At 46.0% G+C, this 22,824-nt stretch carries 18 protein-coding genes; 7 read left to right on the top strand and 11 right to left on the bottom strand.

The window, feature by feature from the left end:
* Positions 1-4: 4 nt before the first annotated feature.
* From aguB to ACVA6Q_RS02230, 5 genes are all read right to left on the bottom strand, one after another.
* Entirely contained in the window at positions 5-871 is an 867-nt protein-coding gene (gene aguB / locus ACVA6Q_RS02250) for an N-carbamoylputrescine amidase (RefSeq protein ID WP_353499797.1), read from the bottom strand.
* Between the two features lie 98 nt (positions 872-969).
* Positions 970-2,247 carry an NAD(P)/FAD-dependent oxidoreductase gene (locus ACVA6Q_RS02245; protein ID WP_353500158.1) on the bottom strand — a complete coding sequence of 426 codons (1,278 nt, stop codon included), beginning with the start codon at positions 2,245-2,247 and terminating at the stop codon, positions 970-972.
* A gap of 31 nt (positions 2,248-2,278) precedes the next feature.
* Positions 2,279-3,763, bottom strand: coding sequence for an aldehyde dehydrogenase (locus ACVA6Q_RS02240; protein WP_446646356.1), 1,485 nt, complete (start codon positions 3,761-3,763; stop codon positions 2,279-2,281).
* A gap of 26 nt (positions 3,764-3,789) precedes the next feature.
* Positions 3,790-4,347: an HTH-type transcriptional regulator PuuR gene (puuR, locus tag ACVA6Q_RS02235; protein ID WP_418642785.1), complete on the bottom strand. Its 558-nt coding sequence runs from the start codon at positions 4,345-4,347 to the stop codon at positions 3,790-3,792.
* Positions 4,348-4,363: 16 nt separating this feature from the next.
* Entirely contained in the window at positions 4,364-5,110 is a 747-nt protein-coding gene (locus ACVA6Q_RS02230) for a gamma-glutamyl-gamma-aminobutyrate hydrolase family protein (protein ID WP_446646355.1), read from the bottom strand.
* A gap of 347 nt (positions 5,111-5,457) precedes the next feature.
* On the opposite strand from ACVA6Q_RS02230, the gene ACVA6Q_RS02225 reads away from it, so the two are divergent.
* The 3 genes from ACVA6Q_RS02225 (at position 5,458) to katG (ending at position 10,847) form a co-directional block, all read left to right on the top strand.
* Positions 5,458-6,804 carry a glutamine synthetase family protein gene (locus tag ACVA6Q_RS02225; RefSeq protein ID WP_446646354.1) on the top strand — a complete coding sequence of 449 codons (1,347 nt, stop codon included), beginning with the start codon at positions 5,458-5,460 and terminating at the stop codon, positions 6,802-6,804.
* Positions 6,805-6,819: 15 nt separating this feature from the next.
* Entirely contained in the window at positions 6,820-8,295 is a 1,476-nt protein-coding gene (locus ACVA6Q_RS02220) for a Na+/H+ antiporter NhaC family protein (RefSeq protein ID WP_446646353.1), read from the top strand.
* 362 nt (positions 8,296-8,657) lie between these two features.
* On the top strand, positions 8,658-10,847 hold the full coding sequence (gene katG, locus ACVA6Q_RS02215; RefSeq protein ID WP_446646352.1) for a catalase/peroxidase HPI: 2,190 nt from the start codon (positions 8,658-8,660) through the stop codon (positions 10,845-10,847).
* 234 nt (positions 10,848-11,081) lie between these two features.
* Here the strand turns inward: katG and ACVA6Q_RS02210 are convergent, their stop codons facing one another.
* Complete coding sequence (locus ACVA6Q_RS02210) at positions 11,082-12,269, bottom strand: MFS transporter (RefSeq protein ID WP_446646351.1); 1,188 nt, start codon at positions 12,267-12,269, stop codon at positions 11,082-11,084.
* Positions 12,270-12,357: 88 nt separating this feature from the next.
* Between ACVA6Q_RS02210 and ACVA6Q_RS02205 the strand changes: the two genes are divergently transcribed.
* Both ACVA6Q_RS02205 and ACVA6Q_RS02200 read left to right on the top strand, forming a co-directional pair.
* Positions 12,358-13,341, top strand: a complete 984-nt coding sequence (locus ACVA6Q_RS02205) for an endonuclease/exonuclease/phosphatase family protein (RefSeq protein ID WP_446646350.1) — start codon at positions 12,358-12,360, stop codon at positions 13,339-13,341.
* A 118-nt stretch (positions 13,342-13,459) separates the two neighbouring features.
* Positions 13,460-13,957 carry a GNAT family N-acetyltransferase gene (locus ACVA6Q_RS02200; RefSeq protein WP_446646349.1) on the top strand — a complete coding sequence of 166 codons (498 nt, stop codon included), beginning with the start codon at positions 13,460-13,462 and terminating at the stop codon, positions 13,955-13,957.
* A gap of 353 nt (positions 13,958-14,310) precedes the next feature.
* Here ACVA6Q_RS02200 and pcp read toward each other — a convergent pair whose 3' ends face one another.
* Entirely contained in the window at positions 14,311-14,949 is a 639-nt protein-coding gene (gene pcp, locus ACVA6Q_RS02195; protein WP_446646348.1) for a pyroglutamyl-peptidase I, read from the bottom strand.
* An 83-nt stretch (positions 14,950-15,032) separates the two neighbouring features.
* Here pcp and ACVA6Q_RS02190 point away from each other — a divergent pair, with 83 nt between their 5' ends.
* Positions 15,033-15,278 (top strand): hypothetical protein, encoded by a 246-nt coding sequence (locus ACVA6Q_RS02190; protein WP_446646347.1) that lies wholly within the window; start codon positions 15,033-15,035, stop codon positions 15,276-15,278.
* Between the two features lie 50 nt (positions 15,279-15,328).
* Here ACVA6Q_RS02190 and ACVA6Q_RS02185 read toward each other — a convergent pair whose 3' ends face one another.
* The 4 genes from ACVA6Q_RS02185 to ACVA6Q_RS02170 all read right to left on the bottom strand — a co-directional run bounded on the left by ACVA6Q_RS02185 (position 15,329) and on the right by ACVA6Q_RS02170 (position 21,559).
* Positions 15,329-17,563, bottom strand: a complete 2,235-nt coding sequence (locus tag ACVA6Q_RS02185; RefSeq protein ID WP_446646346.1) for a TonB-dependent receptor — start codon at positions 17,561-17,563, stop codon at positions 15,329-15,331.
* Positions 17,564-17,839: 276 nt separating this feature from the next.
* The gene (gene fhuB, locus ACVA6Q_RS02180) at positions 17,840-19,834 is read right to left on the bottom strand and encodes a Fe(3+)-hydroxamate ABC transporter permease FhuB (protein ID WP_446646345.1); all 1,995 of its coding nucleotides are present in this window, start codon (positions 19,832-19,834) and stop codon (positions 17,840-17,842) included.
* Between the two features lie 7 nt (positions 19,835-19,841).
* Positions 19,842-20,744: an ABC transporter substrate-binding protein gene (locus tag ACVA6Q_RS02175; protein WP_446647161.1), complete on the bottom strand. Its 903-nt coding sequence runs from the start codon at positions 20,742-20,744 to the stop codon at positions 19,842-19,844.
* A gap of 47 nt (positions 20,745-20,791) precedes the next feature.
* Complete coding sequence (locus ACVA6Q_RS02170) at positions 20,792-21,559, bottom strand: ABC transporter ATP-binding protein (RefSeq protein WP_446646344.1); 768 nt, start codon at positions 21,557-21,559, stop codon at positions 20,792-20,794.
* 297 nt (positions 21,560-21,856) lie between these two features.
* On the opposite strand from ACVA6Q_RS02170, the gene ACVA6Q_RS02165 reads away from it, so the two are divergent.
* The gene (locus tag ACVA6Q_RS02165) at positions 21,857-22,588 is read left to right on the top strand and encodes a carbonic anhydrase (protein ID WP_446646343.1); all 732 of its coding nucleotides are present in this window, start codon (positions 21,857-21,859) and stop codon (positions 22,586-22,588) included.
* Positions 22,589-22,824 lie beyond the last annotated feature (236 nt).

The raw sequence follows: 22,824 nt of genomic DNA, 5'->3' as shown, positions 1-22,824 counted from the left end.
CTCACTACTTTGCTAGGCTAAGAATGTCTTGGTATAACTCTGGACGGCGGTCACGGAACAGACCCCAGGCGTGACGAGCTTTGGCTGTTTCTTGAAGATCGATTTCCGCATAGATGATCGCTTCACCTTCACGAGGTGCTTCCGCTAGCTTACCACCTGTGTGATCTGTGATGAATGATGAGCCATAGAACGTCGTCTCAATGCCGTCATCCGCTTCTACACCTACACGGTTAGAAGCAATCACCGGCACTAGATTGGCTGCAGAATGGCCTTGCATCGTACGTTGCCAGTGATCTCTAGAGTCCAGTGACAGGTCTTGCGGCTCTGAGCCAATCGCTGTTGGATAGAAAATCGCTTCTGCGCCACTCAGAACTAGACTACGCGCAAGCTCTGGGAACCATTGATCCCAGCAAATGCCAGCACCGAAGGTACCAAATTGCGTTTCCCACACTTTAAAACCGGTATCGCCAGGGCTGAAATAGTACTTTTCGCTGTAGCCAGGGCCATCTGGAATGTGTGACTTGCGGTAGTTCTCAAGGACAGAGCCATCGGCATCGATCATCACAAGTGAGTTAAAAAAGGTGTTACCCGCTTTTTCGAAATAGCTCACTGGGATAACGACATTCAACTCTTTTGCCAATGCACTAAGTTCATTGATTAGACGACAGTTGTCCGTCTCTTCTGCAAGCTCAAAATACTTCGCTTCTTGTTTTTTACAGAAATAAGGGGCAGCCATGAGCTCCTGAGGCACAATCACATTTGCACCGTTCGCTGCTGCTTCACGAATCGCGCCTTTAATCTTTTCTAGGTTTGCATCTAGGTCCCAAGTTTTGGTCAACTGAAGGGCAGCAAATTTAACTACTTTACTCATAGGATCTTCCTTTATCTCTTTTCATCTAAGGGCTGACTGAGTGCCCGTCTTTGCAGGCACTTCTTTTTGTCTAGTGGTGTTTGTCTATCTTCTTGGGATTAGATTGCGAGTTTGTCGCGTAAGGTATAGTAAGCCGCACCCATCGCCGTAAACGGAATCGCAAAATGGCGACCGCCAGGGAACGTTACGTGGGTAAGGTCTGCAAAAGCATCAAAGCGCTCTGCGTGACCCGATAGAGCCTCAGCGAGCAATTTACCGGCAAGGTGGGTACACGTTACACCATGGCCACTGTAGCCTTGTAAGTAATAGATATTGTCGTCAAACGAGCCAAACTGCGGCATACGTGAATAGGTAAGTAGGAAGTTACCAGTCCACTTATAATCGATGCCGATGCCTTTAAGTTGCGGGAAGATCTTTTCCATCTTCGGACGAATCAAGGCTTCGATGTTCTCGGGGTCACGTGCGCCGTATACGACACCACCACCAAACAGCAGTCGCTTGTCTGCACTTAGACGGAAATAATCCAATAGATAGTTACAGTCTTCAACACAGTAATCTGATGGTAGGATATCTTTCAACATCGCTTCGGATAGTGGCTCGGTTGCCACAACTTGAGTACCGCAAGGGATCGCCTTGTTACTGATGTTTGGTGCCAAACCGCCCAGATACGCATTGCCTGCTAAGACAATGTATTTAGCTTTTACGCTGCCTTTTTCTGTGTGAGCAACAGGGTTCACGCCTTTTTCAACGCGAGTTACGCCTGATTGTTCAAAGATTTGTCCACCAAGAGCTGTGATGGCTGCCGCTTCACCCAGCGCTAATTTTAATGGGTGGATATGACCACCACTCATATCCAGTAGCGCACCTTTGTAAGCTTTTGTACCAACTGTCGCTTCGACCTCATTGGCATCAAGTAGGCTTAGCTTGTCGTTGCCGTAGCGTTCCCAATGCTTTTTGTGCTCTTCAAGGCCTTTCATTTGTTTGCTGTTCAGTGCGGTGAACATACCACCCTGTTTGAAATCACAGTCGATGTTGTGTTTATCGATAAGGCCGCGAATGATGTCACCACCTTCAAAGATCATGTCGCACAGTGCTTTTGCTTGCTTTTCGCCATAGCGGCTTTCAATGACATCCACATCGCGGCTGTAGCTATTTACAATCTGACCACCGTTGCGACCGGTAGCGCCAAAGCCAACCTTAGCATTCTCAAGTACCACAACTTTGAAGCCTTTTTCAGCAAGATGCAGTGCTGAAGACAAGCCCGAGAAACCGGCACCAACCACACAAACATCACATTCAATATTGTCTTGCAGTTGTGGGTACTCACTTACATTTAGGATCGAGTGAGCGTAGTATGAATCTGTATGTTTATTCATCATTCTATTCCTTGTAATAACGGCTTCGGGCTTAACGGTGGAGACGAATCCAGGTTGTTTTGGTTTCGGTAAATTTTTCAATAGCATGGATGGACTTGTCACGTCCGTTACCACTCATCTTGAATCCACCGAATGGGACGGTCATATCGCCCTCGTTGTAGTTGTTCACCCACACAGATCCTGCCTCTAATTGCTTAGCGACTCGGTGTACGCGATTGATGTTGTCACTCCATAGCGCTGCGCCCAGACCGTATTGAGAGTCGTTGGCGATAGCAATGGCTTCTTGTTCAGTTTTGAAAGGAATAACGCAAAGTACTGGGCCAAAAATCTCTTCTTGAGCTACGCGCATTTGGTTATTTACATTGTCTAGGATGATCGGTTCGACGAACGCACCTTTTCCTTCAACATCGCCGCCGCAGCGCACAACCGCACCGGCTTGCTCGCCAAGTTTGACGTAGTCCAACACTTTAGCTTTGTGCTCACGGTCAATCAGCGCGCCCATTGAAGACGTCGGATCCATCGGATCTTTAGGCATGAAACGTTGTGCTGCGCTGATCACTTTATCGATAAAGGCATCTTTAATGCTCTCATGCACTAGTAGTCGAGTGGCCGCCACGCAGACTTCACCTTGGTTGTAGAAACAGCCTGCGGCCGTTTCAGCAGCAGCGCCATCAAGGTCGGCATAATCTTCAAAGACGATATTGGCATTCTTGCCTCCCGCTTCTGCCCATACGCGTTTTAGGTTAGTTTCACCAGATGCAATCATGAGGTGACCAGCGACACGTGTAGAACCCGTGAAAGCAATGCAATCAACCCCGTTGTGACGAGCAAGTGCTTCACCCGCTTCATGACCAAAGCCAGTAATGACTTGGAATACCCCGGCAGGGATCCCTGCTTCATTCGCGAGCTTGCCTAAGAAAATGGCCGTCAAAGAGGACTTTTCAGATGGTTTAAGAATAACGCTGTTCCCTGCCGCCAGTGCAGGACCGAGCTTCCAACAGCCAATCCACAATGGGAAGTTCCAAGGAACTACAGCCGCTACCACACCGATTGCTTGATGAGAAACAAACGCGTGGACGTCTTTCTCGGTTGGAGCAACTTCGCCATATACCTTGTCGATCGCTTCTGCATACCAACGAATCGACTTAGCGGCGCCTGGAATGTCTGTTGAAACACTGTGAGAAATAGGTTTACCCGTATCAAGGGTTTCAAGAAGTGCTAACGCTTCAACGTTCTCGTCGATAAGATCAGCAAACTTGATCAGTACAGATTTTCTGTGTGCTGGAGAGCTTTGGCTCCATTCGCCATTTTTAAAGGCTCTTTTCGCGTATTCAACGGCAAGATCGACGTCGGCAGATTTACAGCGAGCGATGTTCGCGATGATCTCATCTGTGGCTGGGTTAACCACCTCAAGTGTCGTCTCATCGACAGCGGCTGTGTATTCGCCGTTAAGAAAAGCGCGCTGTTCAATTACCTGCGCTTCTCGTTGTTCAATCCATTGTTGTTGCGTTTTCATACGCTCTCCTTGGTTACCTCAAGGCGCTAGAATGCTTTTGGTGTATGAGCACTTATCATTCTGCAAGCCTTATCGGAGTAATTAGTAAATTTGTGTGGGATAGTCGTGTCGATAACATAGGATTCGCCTTCTTTAATCAGATAGGTTTCACCGTTGTACTCTAGTTCGACTTCACCGCTCAATACGGTGCCGACTTCCTCTCCGTCATGCTTAATATTGGACGCTCCAGTGGTGCTGTTTGGAGCGTATTCCTCTATCAAAAATCCAATTTCTTGTTTGTTGCTGCCATTGTTGACCAGTTTCATTGATACCGTCTCGCTACCAATTTCAATCAAGTCTTCTGGTTTAATCACAACCTTTACTTCTTTGTTTTCTTGCTGCTCGAGAGTAAAAAACTCCGAAAGCGACAAGGTAAAAACGTTCACTATTTTTTGCAGAGAACTCACCGAAGGACTCACTTTGGCATTTTCAATGGAAGAGATAGCGCTATGTGTAATGCCCGCTCGCTCTGCCAGTTCTCGTTGTGAAAGTCCGCGCTCTTTTCTTAGTTGAGCAATATTTTTACCAATCTGGTGGTTGTCCATGCATTCAGCCTCTAAATCATTGGGAAGCTGACATAATAAATTCTTTAAACAAAATTTGTGAGAAATGATTGTGTTTTGCTTCCCATTCTGGGTGCCACTGCACGCCAACAAAGTATTTTTGCCCCGGCAAGCTAAACGCTTCTATAAGGCCATCCGGTGCTTTTGCTTCCACTTTTAATACAGAACCAAGCTGTTTAACGCCTTGGTTGTGAAGGGTATTAACTTCAAACTTGCTGGTATCTTCCCATTTAGCGTTTACCAACCACTGTTTGAATACACCACCATCTTCAACAAACACCGGGTGAGCTGGCGCGTATTTCTCAGTAAAGTCTTTCGACTCATTTTCACGATGATCTTGATAGCCTGACTCATGTACCGCCGGATCTAAGCTACCACCCAGTGCCACGTTCATTTCTTGGAAGCCGCGACAAATACCCAAACATGGAATGTTCATGTCTATCGCACGGCGTATCAGCTGAATAGAGAGCTCATCACGCGCTTCATCTTTCTTTTTCTCTTCGTGGCTACCGTTATAGCGATGTGGCGCTACGTTAGAGTGGCTTCCTGGAAACAACAGTCCGTCACAGACAGTCAACACTTTATCCAATTCATCCGCTTCTATTACTGACGGCAGAATGATTGGTGTACCGCCGAAGTCTTTCACCGCCTGAAGGTAGAACTCATTCAATGCCTGTATTTGATAGCCAGCGAGCTCCTTCTTACAGCTTACGAGTCCTATTATTGGTTTTCTTATCTCAGACATTGTCACACTCACGTTCGATTTATTTAACAAAAACCGTACAACCCACGTACATAATTATCAACAGTAGTGTTCAAAATAGATTCCAAAGCGTGATTTTGATCTCTATTTTGGTCAAAAAAAGCACTAATTTCGCTCGATATATTGAGCAAAAGCCGATCAACTGTTACAAATTAGTTAACGTTTAACACGGTTGAAATAATCACCAAGTTAAACAAAGTAGAATAAAAACAATTATTTAAACTTACAATTCAGCCAAAAACCCTCATAAGCTAATGGTTATTGTGTTCAATTTGTTAAACACCGCCAAAATTAGCGTCAGTCAGACAGGGTAACTAGGAGTAGTAAAGATGGATACCTATTTACAGGAAGTTAAAAATTTTCGACAAAACTGGCCAGAGATTCAGTATGTAGACGTCATATTTACCGATCTTAACGCCACGCCTCGCGGCAAACGCATTCCAGTAGACGCGCTTGAAAAGCTCGCTAAAGGTGTCGCCCTACCCCTCTCTACTATTACTCTTGATACCAAAGGCGCTGTTGTTGAATCGGCTGGATTGGGTGAAGACCTTGGTGAACCTGATAACCTTTGTTTCCCTGTTTCTGGAACACTATTACCGACGGCGAAAGAAGGGACGGGGCAGGTATTGCTTTCTATGATGGAAGATGACGGCAAAACGCCACATCGTCTATTTATCCGCAATATTGTTGAACGTATGGTGGATACCCTACACGCTAGGAATCAATTCCCTGTCGTTGCGCTAGAGCTTGAATTCTATCTTATCGATAAAGTGCGCGGCGAGAATGGTGAACTGCAAACCGCCATCAATCCAACTAAGAATAAAAGAGAACGTGACACAGAAGTTTATGACGTAGATGGTCTTGATGACTATGCAGACTTTTTATCCGAGCTAAACGCAGCGGCTGCCGATCAAGGTTTAAACACAGCAGGTGCACTTTCTGAATCCGCTCCTGGTCAGTTCGAAATCAACTTCAACCACTCTAAAGACGTACTACGTGTTTGCGATGAAATTGTCTTCTCAAAACGTCTAATCAAACAAATCGCTCACAAGCATGGTTTTGACGCCACCTTTATGGCGAAACCTTTCCTTGAAGAAGCAGGAAACGGTCAGCACATGCACATCAGCCTCATCAACGAGCAAGGCGATAACCTATTTACTAATAATGAGGATGACTCAGCGAGTCCGTTGTTCTTCCAAACTATGGCAGCGATGTTATCCCAAATTCCGGACGCGATGGCGCTACTTTGCCCGAACGTGAACTCTTACCGTCGATTTGTACCTGGTGCCTATGTACCAACACGTGCAGATTGGGGTGAGAACCACCGAGGAGTCGCACTTCGCGTACCGATTAGCGATGGTAAAAACCGTCGTATTGAACACCGCATCGCTGGTGCGGATGTTAACCCTTACATTCTCGCTGCAGTAGTACTTTCCGCAGTATTAGCGAGTGATAACTATACCCAAGAACAGTGTCCACCAGCCCTAAGTGAAAATGCCATCGATCTGCCAACACGCATGTCCGATGCCCTAACGCAACTGGATAACAGTGAGTTAGGCACGTATTTCTCCCAGGACTTTATTGATATGTATCTCGCTTGTAAACGAAGTGAACTGGCCGAATTTGAGCGCATCATTACCCCGCTTGAGATCGACTGGATGCTTCACTCTGCATAACAAAGGAATAAGTTTATGACTACGCAGACAAAGGCGCTGGAGGCGCCGCTCAAAATTAGCAGTAAACATTTGGCGGTCAGCCTAACTATTGTCTTTTTGTTTATTACTTTTACCTCAATTGGATTAAATCACGTGGAAGGCGAAAGCTACGGCTGGTTAGCTTTGCTCCCTACCTCGTTAGTATTGGTGTTCGCACTTACCACTCATAGAACGGTTGAAGCACTGTTTAGCGGCACGATTGCCGGTGTGCTCCTTCTCGACCCAACGCAAGCCGTTGAGCAAATCGTTGGCATTTCTATGGATGTCATGATGAATGAGACCATTGCATGGATTATTCTCGTGTGTGGCTTGATGGGTGGTCTGATTGCCATTCTAGAAAAAGGCGGCAGTATCCTTAGTTTCAGCGACATGTTGGTCAATAAGGTTAAGAGTCGCAATCAGTCACTACTGATGACCTTCTTCTTGGGTATCTTGATCTTCATTGATGACTACTTGAACGCGATTGCTATCTCGTCATCTATGAAGAAAATCACCGATGGCTACCAAGTCTCACGTGAAAAGCTGGCTTATCTTGTCGATTCAACAGCAGCACCTATCTGTATCCTAGTTCCTATCTCAACTTGGGCTATCTTTTTCAGCTCCCTTCTAGAGGCCAATGAAGTGGCAGAACCAGGACAAGGTATTGCGGCGTACATCCAAGCTATTCCTTATATGGCTTACGGTTGGGTAACGCTTGGTATCGTTTTCCTCGTAGCGATTGGCAAAATGCCAGACCTAGGTGCGATGAAAAAAGCAGAAGAGCGTGCACGCAACGGTCAAGTAAAGCCTGAGGGTGCTGTAGACATCGATTTTGGTTCAGACATCAAAGCACACTCTAATCCAACAATGGGGCTTATCAACTTCCTTCTACCAATGGTCGTGCTTGTGGGTGCATCTTGGTACTTTGGAATCGACCTACTTGCAGGTGTATTCGTTGCTATCATCTTCACCATTTGCTTCTACGGCTTCCAAAAGCTGGTAACCATGAATGAGCTGTTTGATGCGGTTTATGACGGTATCAAAGTCATGTTGCTTCCACTCGCAACAGTTATTGGCGGCTTTATGCTAAAAAGCGTTAACGACTCGCTTGGTTTAACGCAATTTGTTATTGAGACCGTTAGCCCGTACCTATCTGCTCAGTATTTCCCGGCTCTTATCTTCTTGGTAACTGGCGGTCTAGTATTCGCGTCGGCGTCTTCTTGGGGTACGTTCGCAGTCGCTATGCCAATCATTTTGCCACTCGCTGAGCAGATTGGTGTGCCACTGCACCTCACAATTGCAGCAATGCTTTCTGCATCGGCGGCAGGTAGCCACTCATGTTTCTTTAGTGATTCAACAGTACTATCCGCTCAAGGCTCAGGCTGTACCTCGATGCAACACGCAACAACGCAGTTCCCATACGCGCTTATCGGTATTGTTGCTACTACCCTATTCTTCATTGTGGTTGCTTAACACTCGTTAGCAAATTCAATGAGAATCCAAAAGGGATGCCACTCAGCAGGCATCCCTTTTTTATATCCTTACTTTTGATAGGATTTTCCTATCGACAAGATAGAAAATGTCAAATTTTCAAACCGCCAATTGCAACTCATAATGAATGTAGCAGTTAGTTTTAAGCGAATAGTTTTCAACAAATAGTCTGTAGCAGATATTGGTTACGCGAATTTACACTTATTGTGAGTTTAAACGAGGCTATTTCTGCTGCTGTTACATAGAATCAAATAGATTCAGGCGTCCATCAGAATAGCCCATTGAACCAAAAGGAATTCTGAGGTCTTTCGTTAGTTCACAGTTTTTAAAAACTGGAGATGAATATGCAAAGCGATAACAATGCTCCTCAAGGCAAATGCCCATTCATGCACGGTGGTAATACACGCACCGGCGGTCGTGGTACTCAAAACGTGGATTGGTGGCCAAACCAACTCAATGTGAAAATCCTTCATCAAAACGATCGTAAAGGAAATCCTCATCACGAAAGCTTCAATTATGCGGAAGCCTTCAAAAACCTCGATCTGAAGCAAGTTAAACAAGACATTGAACATATCCTGACGGATTCTCAAGATTGGTGGCCAGCCGACTACGGTCACTACGGTCCATTTATGATTCGTATGGCTTGGCACGCTGCCGGTACTTACCGTACCGCTGACGGTCGCGGGGGCGGTAACACAGGCAACCAGCGCTTTGCACCTCTTAACAGCTGGCCTGATAACGGCAACCTAGACAAAGCCCGCCGTCTACTTTGGCCAGTGAAGAAAAAATATGGCCAAAGCCTCTCTTGGGCCGATTTGTTTATTCTTGCTGGCAACGTATCTATCGAATCCATGGGTCTAAAAACCTTTGGGTTTGGCGGTGGCCGTGAAGATATTTGGGAACCAGAAGAAGACGTTTACTGGGGTATGGAAAGCGAGTGGTTAGGTGACAAACGTTACTCTGGTGACCGCGAACTTGAGAATCCTCTTGCGGCGGTACAAATGGGTCTTATCTATGTAAACCCAGAAGGCCCGAATGGCGACCCAAGTGTGCTTGCATCTGGCCGCGACATTCGCGAAACGTTTGCTCGTATGGGCATGAATGATGAAGAAACCGTTGCGCTAGTAGCAGGCGGACATACCTTCGGTAAATCACACGGTGCAGGCGACCCTGAACTAATGGGTCCAGAGCCAGAAGCAGCACCAATGGAAGAAATGGGCTTTGGCTGGCGTAACGGTTTCGGCAGCGGTAAAGGTGACGACACTACGACCAGTGGTATTGAAGGTGCTTGGACACCAAACCCTATCCAGTGGGATAACGGCTACTTCGATATGTTGCTTGGCTACGATTGGGATCTCGTAAAGAGCCCAGCTGGCGCTTGGCAATGGGTTCCAGTGGGTGTCACTGAAGAGCACATGGCACCAAAAGCACACGACGCTTCTCAGCGCGTCACCACCATGATGACGACAGCCGACATGGCGATGCGTATGGATCCAATCTACGGTGAGATCTCTAAACGATTCCACCAGAATCCAGATGAGTTCGCCGACGCCTTTGCTCGCGCTTGGTTTAAACTCACGCACCGTGATATGGGACCAAAAGCTCGTTACCTAGGTGAAGAAGTGCCTAGCGAAGACTTGATCTGGCAAGATCCAGTTCCAGCTTCAACGTCTGCACCTATCAGCTCTGAAGATGCAGCAACATTGAAAGCGAGTATTTTAGCTTCTGGACTGTCAGTTTCTGAACTGGTTTACACCGCTTGGTCATCGGCATCGACATTCCGTGGTTCTGACTATCGCGGCGGCGCAAACGGTGCGCGTATTCGTCTCGCCCCTCAACGCAACTGGGAAGTCAACCAACCAGAGCAGCTTAGCCGTGTATTAGATATCTATGAGCGCATTCAAGCTGAATTTGGCAAGCCAGTTTCCATAGCTGACCTGATCGTTCTTGGCGGTAACGCGGCCATCGAAAAGGCTGCGAAAGAGGCCGGTGTGTCCGTAGACGTCCCATTTGCCGCAGGTCGTACCGATGCACTTGAGTCTCAGACTGATGCTGAATCATTTGCTGTACTTGAACCTCTTGTTGATGGCTTTAGAAACTACAGTCAGAAAGCATTTAGTGTGTCTGAAGAAGAGCTATTACTAGATAAAGCTCAACTACTAACGCTAACTGCTCCAGAAATGACGGTGTTGATCGGTGGTCTGCGCGTACTAGGCGCAAACTATGGTGACAGCGACTTTGGCGTTCTAACTGACCGTAAAGGCCAACTAACCAACGACTTCTTCGTTAACTTGACGGATATGGGCACTGAATGGCGTCCAACCAACGATGACGCGACTGAGTTTGGTGGCTTTGACCGTGCGTCGGGCAGTCAGAAATGGAAAGCGAAACGTGCTGATCTTGTGTTTGGCTCTAACTCACAGCTTCGCGCAGTGGCTGAAGTCTATGCATGTGATGATGCTAATGAGAAGTTTGTTTGTGACTTTGTCTCTGCTTGGGTCAAGGTTATGAATGCGGATCGGTTTGATGTTTAGTCGAACTATTGGATAAGGGGAATGTGCTTTTAGATTAGCGCATTTACCCCTCCCAGCCTCCCGGCTACGCGCCCCGCTTTTAAGGGGAGGAGCAACAGGCTCGCTGCGCGTCGCCTTGCTTTATAAATAGAGCGATGTGACGAAGGAGCTAGCCTACTGTTCTCCCCCTAATATAGGGGGAGCTAGAGGGGGTATAAAACGTTGAACTCACAGCAAATGATTAACCAAATATCATCAACTCCACTTCAAAACTCGAACCTCATTCCCCTCTTCCGGCTTCTTTGGAATATTCAACGACAACACCAACGACACAGCCGCCATTGCAGCTCCAATGTAGAACACACTCGACGGTGAAATCAGCCAAATAAAACCAAACGACACCGGAATCACTACCGCGGCAATGTGGTTAATCGTGAACGACACCCCAGCAGTCGAGGCCATATCGGCCGGATCAGCAATCTTTTGGAAGTAAGTCTTGATAGCCAGCGCTAATGCAAAGAACAGGTGATCAATCACATACAGCGCGGCTGCCCATTCGGCGGTTTGTACTAAGCCATAGCCTACGAACACGAAAATCAGTCCTACGTACTCCACCATCAGCGCCTTACGTTCACCAACGATACCAATAAATCGGCCAATCTTTTTCGCGAATAAAAAGTTAAACAGATAATTAATCAAGAACAGCAAGGTGATATCCGACACGCTGTAACCAAACTTCTCGACCATCAAAAAGCCCGCGAATACCGTAAAGATCTGACGTCGTGCACCACTCATAAACGTCAGGGCGTAGTAAAGCCAGTAGCGCTTCTTGAGCACAAGCTTCTTGGTTTGAGGGGTATCTGTTTTAAATTGAGGGAATGCAAAAGCGATAAACAGCACCAAAACAAAACCAACACCGCCAGAAATACCGTAAACCCATACGTAATCGAGCTTGAAAACCTCAACCATCACCCAAAGACCTGCGTAGGTCAAAAGCGAGGCCAATGCGCCCACTGAGATAAGCTTACCCAACACCTCAGGCGCCTCTTCCTTGCTGAGCCATTGTAAGGAAAGCGATTGTTTAAGGGTCTCAAAGTAGTGAAAGCCAGTAGACATGATCAGTGTCGTAATGAGCAACCCTGCCACCGATGGGAACAAGCCTGTTATCGCGGTACCCGCAGTCAGCAGTAGCAGCGATATGATCATGAATTTTTGCTCACGAATAAACAGTAGAACAAAGACCGTCGTAAACGCTAAAAACCCAGGAATTTCACGTACGCTCTGCAGCAGTCCGATATCTGAGCCGTCAAAGTTAGCTTTTTCAATAACAAAGTTATTGAGCAGTGCCATCCAACTGGAAAAGGCGATGGGCACTATAATCGATATAATAATGAGAAAGTTCTGCGGCGTTTGCCAAGCAGGTTCGGTTTTTGCTTGAGACATGATGATTCCTTTGAAAGCGTTATTCTTATATGCTCACTGACGACCTGAAACAATGTGACAGGCATAAGCTGTAATGGAGTCTAATACTTTGACACAAATAAATACATTGAAAGTCACCACCTGCAACTTATGTAATTTTGTTGAGCCGCCCTTCGCTTTCTATGAGATGGAAAACATTTACTCCGAAAAGCAGTGGCAGCAGAAAACCACTTGGTTGAAGAACACATTGCGTGAACTAGGCAGTGACATCATAGCTTTTCAAGAAGTGTTTTCTATAGAAGCGCTGCGTACCCTCACCGCAGAGCTTGGCTACGAATTCTTTGAGTATAACCAACTCCCTGCGATTGAAGCCGATTACATCTATTCCAAGCCTTCATTGGCGTTTGCCTCACGCTTTCCAATGAGTAGGCACGCCAACCTTGCTCTATGCGAGCCATTTAGCGGCGGGTTCAGTCGACCACCTCTGCATGTCTCCTTATCGATCCAAGGACTCGGCGACTTTGATCTTATCAACGTACACTTAAAATCTAAGCGAGCGACCATAGAGGGTGAAGAGTCAGGTGACAACGTCACTGAATGGTTGAAAGAGCTAACAGGCTCTGCACTCTCCACTCAACTTCGTCAGCAAGAAGCCCTATCACTGCATGCTCAAATCGTAGGTCATAAACGCGAAGCAAAGCGCCCTTTCATTTTGCTTGGTGACTTTAATAATGTGCTCAACGCTGATGAGTTTGCTCCCTTTCGCTCGCAGCAGCGCCATCGCAGACGTGATTCTCGCGCTGCAATCGCTCCCTATTACTTCCACGACAGCTGGAAGCTGATACCCCAGGGCACACCCGTTCGAGATCAAGATGCTATCAAGCCACCTCGCAGCCACTACTATGGTGAATTAGGACAGCGCATTGACCACATATTGGTCTCTAGTGAATTCGTCCCTGAATACGAGCACTCAATGTACGAACTCATCGAGTATCAGCTTACCGAGAAGCACATTGTTAACCCTAGGTTTGGTGTCGATGATGTGGGCTCAGATCATGCCTTAGTGTCCATTACTTTCGAATCGCGACACTAACCACACCTACGTCGATAAATCGCTTGCTACAATAAGAAAATTCAATTAGTTATATAATCAAGTATCCAATAACATCGATACCCAATACCCACATATAAAGACAATAGCGGAGCCGTCGATGAACGTATCTATTCGACCTACTGAGCCAAAAGATGCTGAAGGTTTGCGAGACCTCTTTTTGCAACCAAAAGCCATGCGGGAAACACTGCATTTACCCCACACAACCCTCGCGTTCTGGCAAGAGCGACTCAACAATATCCCGGTTGGAGTCTATTCGTACGTAGCAGAATTGGATGGCAAAATTGTCGGCAATATCGCATTGACTCAATCACAGCGCCCAAGACTGATGCACAGTGCTACCTTTGGTCTTGCCGTTCATGATGACTACCACGGCATGGGAGTAGGCAGTCAGTTGATCGAAACTGTGTTAGATCTCGCAGATAACTGGCTCAACCTACTCAGGCTACATATTGAAGTAAACACTGATAACAAAGCCGCTATCGCTCTTTATTCAAAATACGGTTTTGATATCGAAGGGGAAGCTCTGTGTTCCGCATTTAGAGATGGCGAGTATATCTCCACCTACTATATGGCAAGGCTCAAAGATCAGCAGTAGACGCTAATATCAAAGCGAGATTTAGCTAACCCCAAATAAACAGGATGCTAATTTGTAATTATTTATTAACTTGATATCACAGAGCAAAATACTCATCTGAGACAGTATTGAGTACGCTCCATTTCACTAGTAGTTTTGGAACCCACATCACACTACAATGATAAAATGGAGTAACAGCATGTGTGAACATGGCGTCCGCTTACAACGTCAAAGACGAACTCGAGTAATGAAGCTTTTAGGAGTCAAAGAATATTATATCTGCAGCAACTGTGGATACGAATTGTTAATTGGCAGTGAAAATAAGTTTATAAAGCGTCTGACGTATGCTCTTTACCCCAATCAGATTGTTGGGTTTAACAAATCTGACCCGACTCATATTTAATATCCTGTTCAACCTGCAAACAAACCTCTGCTACAAGCATAATCCCTCTGACCATGTCCTCAAGTAGCATCGAAGGGGAAGCAGTTCGTTCATCCGCTTGTTTCATCAAAGGAACATGGATGAAGCCTTGAGCAATCGGCTGCCCTGTTAAATGATGTTGCAGTCCATAAAATAAATGATTGCAGACGAAAGTACCGGCGCTATTAGACACTTCACAAGCAATACCGTTATTCTGCAAAGCTTGAGTAATGGCTTTGATGGGCAAGGTTGAGAAGTAAGCGTTAGAACCATGCGCTACGATAGGTTCATCTATAGGTTGGTTACCCGCGTTATCGACAATACGAAAATCATCAATATTGATCGCAACACGCTCAGGAGTGATGGCAGTTCGTCCTGCCCCTACTCCGAGGTTTATCACCACACTCGGCTGATGCTCGGCAATAGCACTTAACACGCAGTCGATCGACTCATATCGAGTCACTGGTACTTGGCAAGTGACAATCTCTCCGCCTTCAATCATCACGCCCGAGAGCCGCTTGATGATCTCTAGTGACGGGTTAACCTCATCACCTCCAAATGGTTCGAAGCCAGTAACCAGTACTTTTTTCATCGGTTTTTATGCCTATTGTTGGTTTCTCTGTTTAACTTAGGTAGAGTACGCCACCAATGATATCAGTCAAGCGATAGAAAACGATGAACATTGACAACGAAGTAATTGAAACATTAGAACAACTAGAGCAATTCCTGATCTTAGTTGAAAGCGGCGCGTTGGGTTTGCAAGGCGTGGCAGGTATTGCATTAGCGACCTCAAACTCTGACGGTCGTCCATTTGTTGCGGTACTGAGTGACAAACACGAACTGTTACTCGGTCGCTGGATATCTCAAGATGTCTATGAAAATGGCAAAGACATGGTGCGCAACGGTCCACGTCGCAATTAATGCCAACGCCTAAAAAGGTCTAGTTTCAACTAGACCTTTTTTGTTGGAATTTAATAACGAACTTGATAATTGATTGACACAGTTCGTCCACGTCCTTTGTAATTATACAGAGCTTTATCCCCATATAAGTGTTGAGCTTTTTGCCCCCAGACTGTGGTGTAATCTTCATTAAACAGGTTGTTAATACTGATCGCTAGATTGCCGACTGGCAGATCCACGGTTGTGACAAAATCAACCGTCGTATAACCATTGAGCGTCTTACCTTTTTCATCAGTACGACTTAGCATTGTTTGGCTTTGCAAACGCGCAGTATAAATACTTTCGTTCCAACCCAGCCACGCACCTACCTTGGAGTTACTGGCGTTACCAATATCTGTTTTCTCCCACTTACCAGACGTTTGAGATTTAGTTTCGGTCTCAACCAAATGACCGTTAACACCGACATCCCAGTTCTGAGTAATGTAATACGCAAGCGCAGCCTCTAAACCGTAGATTCGCGTATCTTGATTTTTAACGACGACTTGATAGTTGTTTTTACTGATTGTCTGATCTGACAGAGAGTAATACGCGGCAGTTTGGAAAGAGACATCTGTAGTATCGATTCTATAGCCAAGCTCATAGCTATTGGTTTTCACCCCTTTCAACGTCGCGGTGTTAATATCGTAAGACTTCACCAATTCTCTGTGCCCATTAGCTCCATTTTTATACTTGCCCTGCCCATAATATTTGGCAGCGTCCGGTAGGTCGAAACCTTGCGACACATTACCCCAAATACTGCTTGCTTCATTTAACTTGTAGATAGTCCCAAGGTTAAAAAGCCCAATATCATAAGTCGCATCTCCGCCCTTTATTACATCGGCAGAGTTTGCTTGGCCAAAGGCAATTTTGACTTGCTCACGATAATCAATAAAGTCGTCCACTGTATTTTTCATGCTTTGAAAGCGATATCCCCCCGATACACTCCACGCGTCGGTGATGTTGTATTCACCTTGGACATACGCCGCCAATGAATCAGTTTGAACACCTGGATAACGCCCTGTAGAGAACACTGGTTTATTGACTAACCCGCCTGACGCTGCACTTTTAGCAGGATCATAAACCGTTTGGTTAGAACTGAATCTGTCATGGTAGCCGTCCACACCATAGGTCAGAGAGAATGCATTCCATTTCTTTACTAGAGCGGTCTTAAAGCTAAAGACCTCTGATTTCTGCTGTGAAGCACTCATGTAAGCGACATCACTATTACCACTCGGATCGAATGAGCCTTGTGACACTCTTAAGTAGCCAGGACTATAGGTATAATCTTCATTTCTATATGATGCCTGAGCCAATAACTGCTGCCCAAAGAACGCCTCGTCGACATATTCAGCATTAATGAGTACGCGCTTTGTTCCCATTTGACGATCAGATTCAAAGCCTTTTCTAACTTCCGGTGATTGAGAATAGTTCGGACCACGATATAAGCCGTAAGGGCTTTTTTGCTGGCTACTATAATACTGAGCAGTAAAGTTCAGCTTTTTCGTTTCGGAGACATCCACGGTCATGTTTCCCATCGCGTCTACCGTTTCATTAAACTGCAAAGAACCTTGGGTCATATCAGGGACGACCATTTTGCCATCTGCATCGTAAAGGCCTTGAGTTTTGCCATAAACGACAGCCGCGCGTCCTCTAACTTTTTCATTGCCTCCACTCACCGATTGAGCCAACTTGAAATCACCATCTTCGCTGGAGTTAAAGCCAGACTGACCACTAACAAAACTCTCAAACGTAAGCTCTTCCGCTTCCGCTTTCTTAGTCACAATATTGATCACACCACCTGTGGCTCCTGCACCATAAATAGAGCTGGCACCAGACAATACCTCGACCCTTTGAATATTAAATGGATCAATGGAGTCAAGTTGACGACTAATTCCTCGTGACGAGTTCATCGATACGCCGTCAATCATTACCAACATAGGTCGACCGCGTAGGTTTTGTCCGAAATTGGTTCTTGCTCCACTCGACATATCGAGTGACGGCACTTCTTGTGCCAATATCTCACCAAGTGTTTTACCACCGCGATTACCGCGCTCGATAGCTTCATTATCGACATACCAAACTGTGGCGGGGATTTCGCTGATACTTTTAGGAGCGCGACTAGCTACTACAACCATTTTCTCATCAGCGAACTTCTGATTTTGTTTTGGCTTGGTCTCTGTCGATGCAAAAGTGGGAGCGGTAACGCCTGCAACTAGCAGGGCAGCTAATATTTTGTTGAACGGGAAACAGTTGCTTGGGGCTTTCATTTTACTAACTCTTATCGTTTGTCATATTTATCGTTGACTTCATCTCTTGCCGTAGCACGAGAAATATCCGAGATAGTAAATGCTAATAATTGTCATTGCCATTTATATTAGCTATGAGTATATCCCCCCTAATTTTTATTAGGCTGTTGAATTTTAAGTAGTTACCTGACTGCAACACGTACCGACTTAACGTTACAGAGCGACTGAATATTTGCAAACAGTAGAAATAAAAAATGGCGCTAATAAGCACCATTTTTAAATATTGATAAGGTATTTTTAGTTTCCTTTCCTCAATAACAATAGGAAGTATGCACCACCCACTACCGAGGCCATCAGTCCAGCAGGAAACTGCCACGGAAACCAAATCGTCCGTCCAAGCCAATCCGCACTCACCATTAAGATCGAACCCACTAAGCAGGCAACCAATAGCTGATTCTTCGCATTGTATTGCCCAAGCGCTCTCGCGATATGAGGTGCCAACAATCCGACAAAACTGAGTGGCCCTATGACAAGTGTAGAAAGTGCCGTGAGCAAAGATGCCATGACTAACAAGAACAAACGAGTTTGCTTCGTATTGACGCCAACCGATACCGCAGAGACTTGACCCAGATTCAATATATCCAACCAACGGCTCGCTGCGTAGGTCGCACCGCCAAATACCACAATACCAAGCCCTAGAGCGAGGACATCGTTATAACTTGCTAGATACGTCGAGCCCGACAACCAAGTTAGCAGCGCTTGCACATTATCTTGACCTGACGATAGTGCGACTCGAAGAATGGCATCAAGTGCTGCACTTACCGCAATCCCCGTCAGAAGTAACTGCGAGGGCGCGTAATTAGACCGCTTGCTAAACTGCAAAATCACAATCATGACCAAGGCCGCGCCTACACCACCATAAAGGATCTGTTCGATTCGCGTTGGAGTGAAGCCAAACCACGCGCAAAGGACAAGAGCAAGTGCAGCACCCGAACTGATCCCCATTACTTCTGGGCTTGCCATCGGGTTAACTGTGATTCGCTGAACCATAGTGCCAGCGAGTGCGAGTCCACACCCCGCAAAAATCGCTCCAAGAACGCGAGGCGTGCGCAGATCTAAAATGCTCAGATCTGTGCTAAAACCCCAACCGATTTGTGTACGGCCTAACAGCAAAGCCAAGGTTGTCACAATGGCCAATAACAGAGTCAAACACAAAACTACCGAAGCAAAAGGTTTAGGGTTGTAGACCTTGTTTGTCACTTCTTCTGCTTTAAAGCTTGAAGCAAACTTTTGTTTGGTTAACAACCACAACAGACAAGGTGCACCAAACAGAGCGGTCATGGCGCCTGTTGGTAGTAGTTCACTGGACACGCCTGAAAATGGCTGAATGATCAAATCGGCAGTAAGCAGCAATAGTGCGCCCACCACGCCACTGAATAGTACGCGTTGAACAAATTTTCTTGCGCCCAGCATTTTGGCTATGGTTGGAGCCACTAAACCGACAAAGCCAATAACGCCAACTGTCGCCACTACGATAGATGTAATCACAACAGAAAGTCCGAGACCAAAAACTCGAATTCTGGCCACGTTGACCCCTGCCGATTCTGCAACCTCACTGCCTAGCTCTAATGCAGACAAAGGCCTTAGCATCAAAAGAACTAAAGCAAGCACAGCAGCTAATACCCAAAGCAACAAAACAGAGTTATCCCAGCCTTGTTGGGCAAGCGCGCCAGCGCCCCAAACGAATAAACTGCTGAGCTGCTGCTCGTTTAGCATCACTAGCATCATGTTGGTTGCCCCTAGAAACAAAGTGACAACCATACCCGCTAAGACCATCTGCAGAGGTGCAAACCCCCTTTTGGCAGTAAGCAAGAACACGAGACTTGCTGCAATCATGCCTCCACCAAATGCGTAAGCATATTGAATGACACTGCCGCCAACCACACCCACAAGTAAACTTGTGGTCATACCCAGTTCGGCACCCGCCGCCACGCCTAGCGTTGTTGGTGAGGCAAGTGGATTTTGCAACAAATGCTGCATCAAGCAGCCCGCAATCGCCAGCGCTGCACCACACAGCAGTGCCATACCCAGACGTGGAAAAAAGGTGAAGTGTAAAATGAGCTGACGATAGTCGCTGTCATCACGACTAAAGAAATACGTTTGCCACTCACTAAAAGACAAACGATAAGGCACCGCATTTTGGAAAAGCCAAATAAGTGCGAACGCGCTGACAAAAACAAACAGCGCCATTTTACCAAACGGCGCTGTATCTCTGTGGGCTGTTAACTGCATTAAAAACCTACTGCTTACCCAATGTTGAAACCTGTGTTACTACTTCGTCACTTAATCGCTGCATCGCGACCAAGCTGCCAAACGTCCACACTTTCGGTACAATCTTAACTCTGTTTTCTCGAGAAAACGCCATGGCCGCCCACAAAGGTGAACCATTTAATTGTGCTTGCTCGGCATCCGATAATGGGCCGAAGATAAGCACATTACTGTCTTGGTATTGAGCAAGCTGTTCCACACTTGCTGACGAAAAACCCCAGCTGTTGGTTGGCCCTTGCCAGCTATTATCTAGCGACATAGCCGAGATAGTGTCATTCATCAGCGAACCAGTACTGTGGACGCGAACGTGCTTGTCTCCGATAAAGCGCACCATAATAAAAGGCTTACCGTTGGTCATTTTTGCTACCTGTTGACCATTTTGGCTCAGTTTCTGACTCGTCTCATCAACAAGCTGCTGCGCTTGATCTTCCCTATCAAAAACTTCACCTAGCGTGGTAACCAAGGACTTAGCATTCTCATATGGCTGCTTTTTGTCATTGTAAATGCTCATTACTAGAGTCGGAGCGATCGCGTTTAGCTTTTTGTAAGCAGGAGCCAAATGCCCACTCATCAAAATCAGATCAGGTTTTAGGCTCGCTATTAGCTCAAGGTTTGGTTCTCTGCGTGAACCGACATCAGTAACATCGCTAGGCATGTTTGGTGACCCAACCCAATCTTGATAACCTTTAACATCCGCTGATGCGATTGGATTGACACCTAAGGCAAGCACAGACTCAGCAAGCGCCCAATCCAGTACAACAACACGTTTAGGTGGCTCATTGATTTCAATGGTGCCAAGCTCATGCTGATAGCTCTTAGCCAACACAGCGGTTGATGAGAAAGAGGCCAACAGAGCCACTAATGCGACCGTCACATGGGCGATTCGAAATTGAGTAAACACGATAATAATCCTTTAATAAGTTATCTAACGTAGCTAATGATTTGTTGGGTGTTTGGATCTTTGAACGTCGAGAGTGGCATTCCATAGATTTCCGTCAATGACGCTTCGTTCATGACATTATCCGGTGACCCATCAACAACAATTTTTCCACCTTTAAGTGCGACCAATCTGTCACTAAATCGGGCAGCCATGTTGACATCATGTATCACCATAATCACCGTCAGCTTTAGGCTCTTATTGAGTTCTCGTATCAGCTTGAGCAACTCATACTGATGAGCAACATCGAGTGCTGAAGTAGGTTCATCAAGCAAGATACACTCACTCTGCTGAGCAAGTAGCATCGCCACCCATGCTCTTTGACGCTCACCACCAGACAAGGTACTCACAAAACGCTCGGTAAAGGCAGTCAACCCAACTCTTTCAATCGCTTCATCAACCAACTGATGGTCTTCTTTGTTATAGCGACCAAGCACACCTTTCCAGGGATAGCGGCCGAACATAACCAGCTCACGAACCGTGACACCATCAGTAATCGGTGGGTGTTGGGGAAGATAAGCCACTTTTTTCGCGTACTCTTTTGGGGAGTATTGTTCGAGTGGTTTTCCATCAAGCATTACGCTTCCTGAAGCGACTTGATTTTGACGACTAAGAAGCTTGATGAGACTGGATTTACCGCTACCGTTGTGTCCAAGTAGTGAGGTAACTTCTCCGGGGATAAACTGCAAGTCAAATGGCGATAGAATCTCAAGCGACCCAATGCGGTAGCTCGCTTGTGTAAGTGAAAACATAATTAATCAACATCTTATGATTGATACAGGCAATGGTAACTGCAAATGAGAAATATTTGTATCCGCATTGTATTCGTTTTACCGTGATATGTCATTATCGGCTTCACAAAGCCGCTAACGACCGCCTTTTGATTGTGATACCGCTACCGCGAAGTCGATAAACGAATGAAAAAGACCTCAGTGCTTTTCGAGGAAAATCGCAAACTAATTATGCAATCGATTGATCTTATCGTTTTTGTCCTAATCTAGACTTCGGAAGCGGAAGCTTCCGCAAACGTCAGTAAACTAAGGATAATTATGAAAACAGCAATAAAACTTACATTGGCGATCGGTACTATGATCTCAATGACCGCTCCTGCATATTCAGCACAATGGGGGTACGGTGAAGGGGATGGCCCGGCGACATGGGGCAATATCAGTGCAACCTGTGAACAGGGACAAAACCAAAGTCCCGTTGACATCGAAACCAATACACTCACCAGCGCCAAAAAACAGCCCCTTGCTTTTGACTATCAAGGGCAGGTCAAAGACGTCATCAACAACGGCCACACGATTCAGGTCAATGTCAGCGGCAAGAACACCCTTCGTATCGACGATCAAGACTTTGAGCTCAAACAGTTTCACTTCCATACGCCTTCCGAAAACACCATCAACGGTAAATCGGCACCATTGGAAGCGCATTTTGTTCATGCTAACGAAAAAGGGCAACTTGCGGTGGTAGCAGTGATGTATCGAGAAGGTGAGCGAGAGAGTGCGCAATTAGACAGTATTGTTAACACTCTGCCTGCAAAAGCGCAAACCATCACGCTGGAGAAAGAGGTAAACCTTGGTAACCTTTTGCCACGCGTAAAAGACTACTATCGCTACAACGGTTCGCTGACTACCCCTCCGTGTAGTGAAGGCGTGCGTTGGTTGGTACTACGTGATCCTCAGTTCATCCCTAAAAATCAGCTAAAACGTCTGTCTAGTACCATGGGAGAGAACGCAAGACCGACACAAGCACTCAATGCTCGCCTTATCATAGAATAACCCTCGTCGTGCTCACTTGTAACATCTCCAAGTGAGCACGCCTTGCTATCTTGATTCACATTTCTTCACACAAAAGGATGATTTGCCGATAATTTGTGAGACTAACCTTCCATAAATGCATTTTGAATCTTGGCAAAAATTCACTATTTGAACTGCTTCAAAGTTTACCGTACGAATGATGTGTAGCTTAACCGTTAAACAAAACCAAGAACATGTTGCAATGATGAGAAATTAAA

This window comes from Vibrio sp. DNB22_10_4, assembly GCF_052879755.1.
The sequence above is the reverse complement of the archived record's forward strand: the minus strand, read 5'-3'. Positions and strand labels throughout refer to the sequence as shown.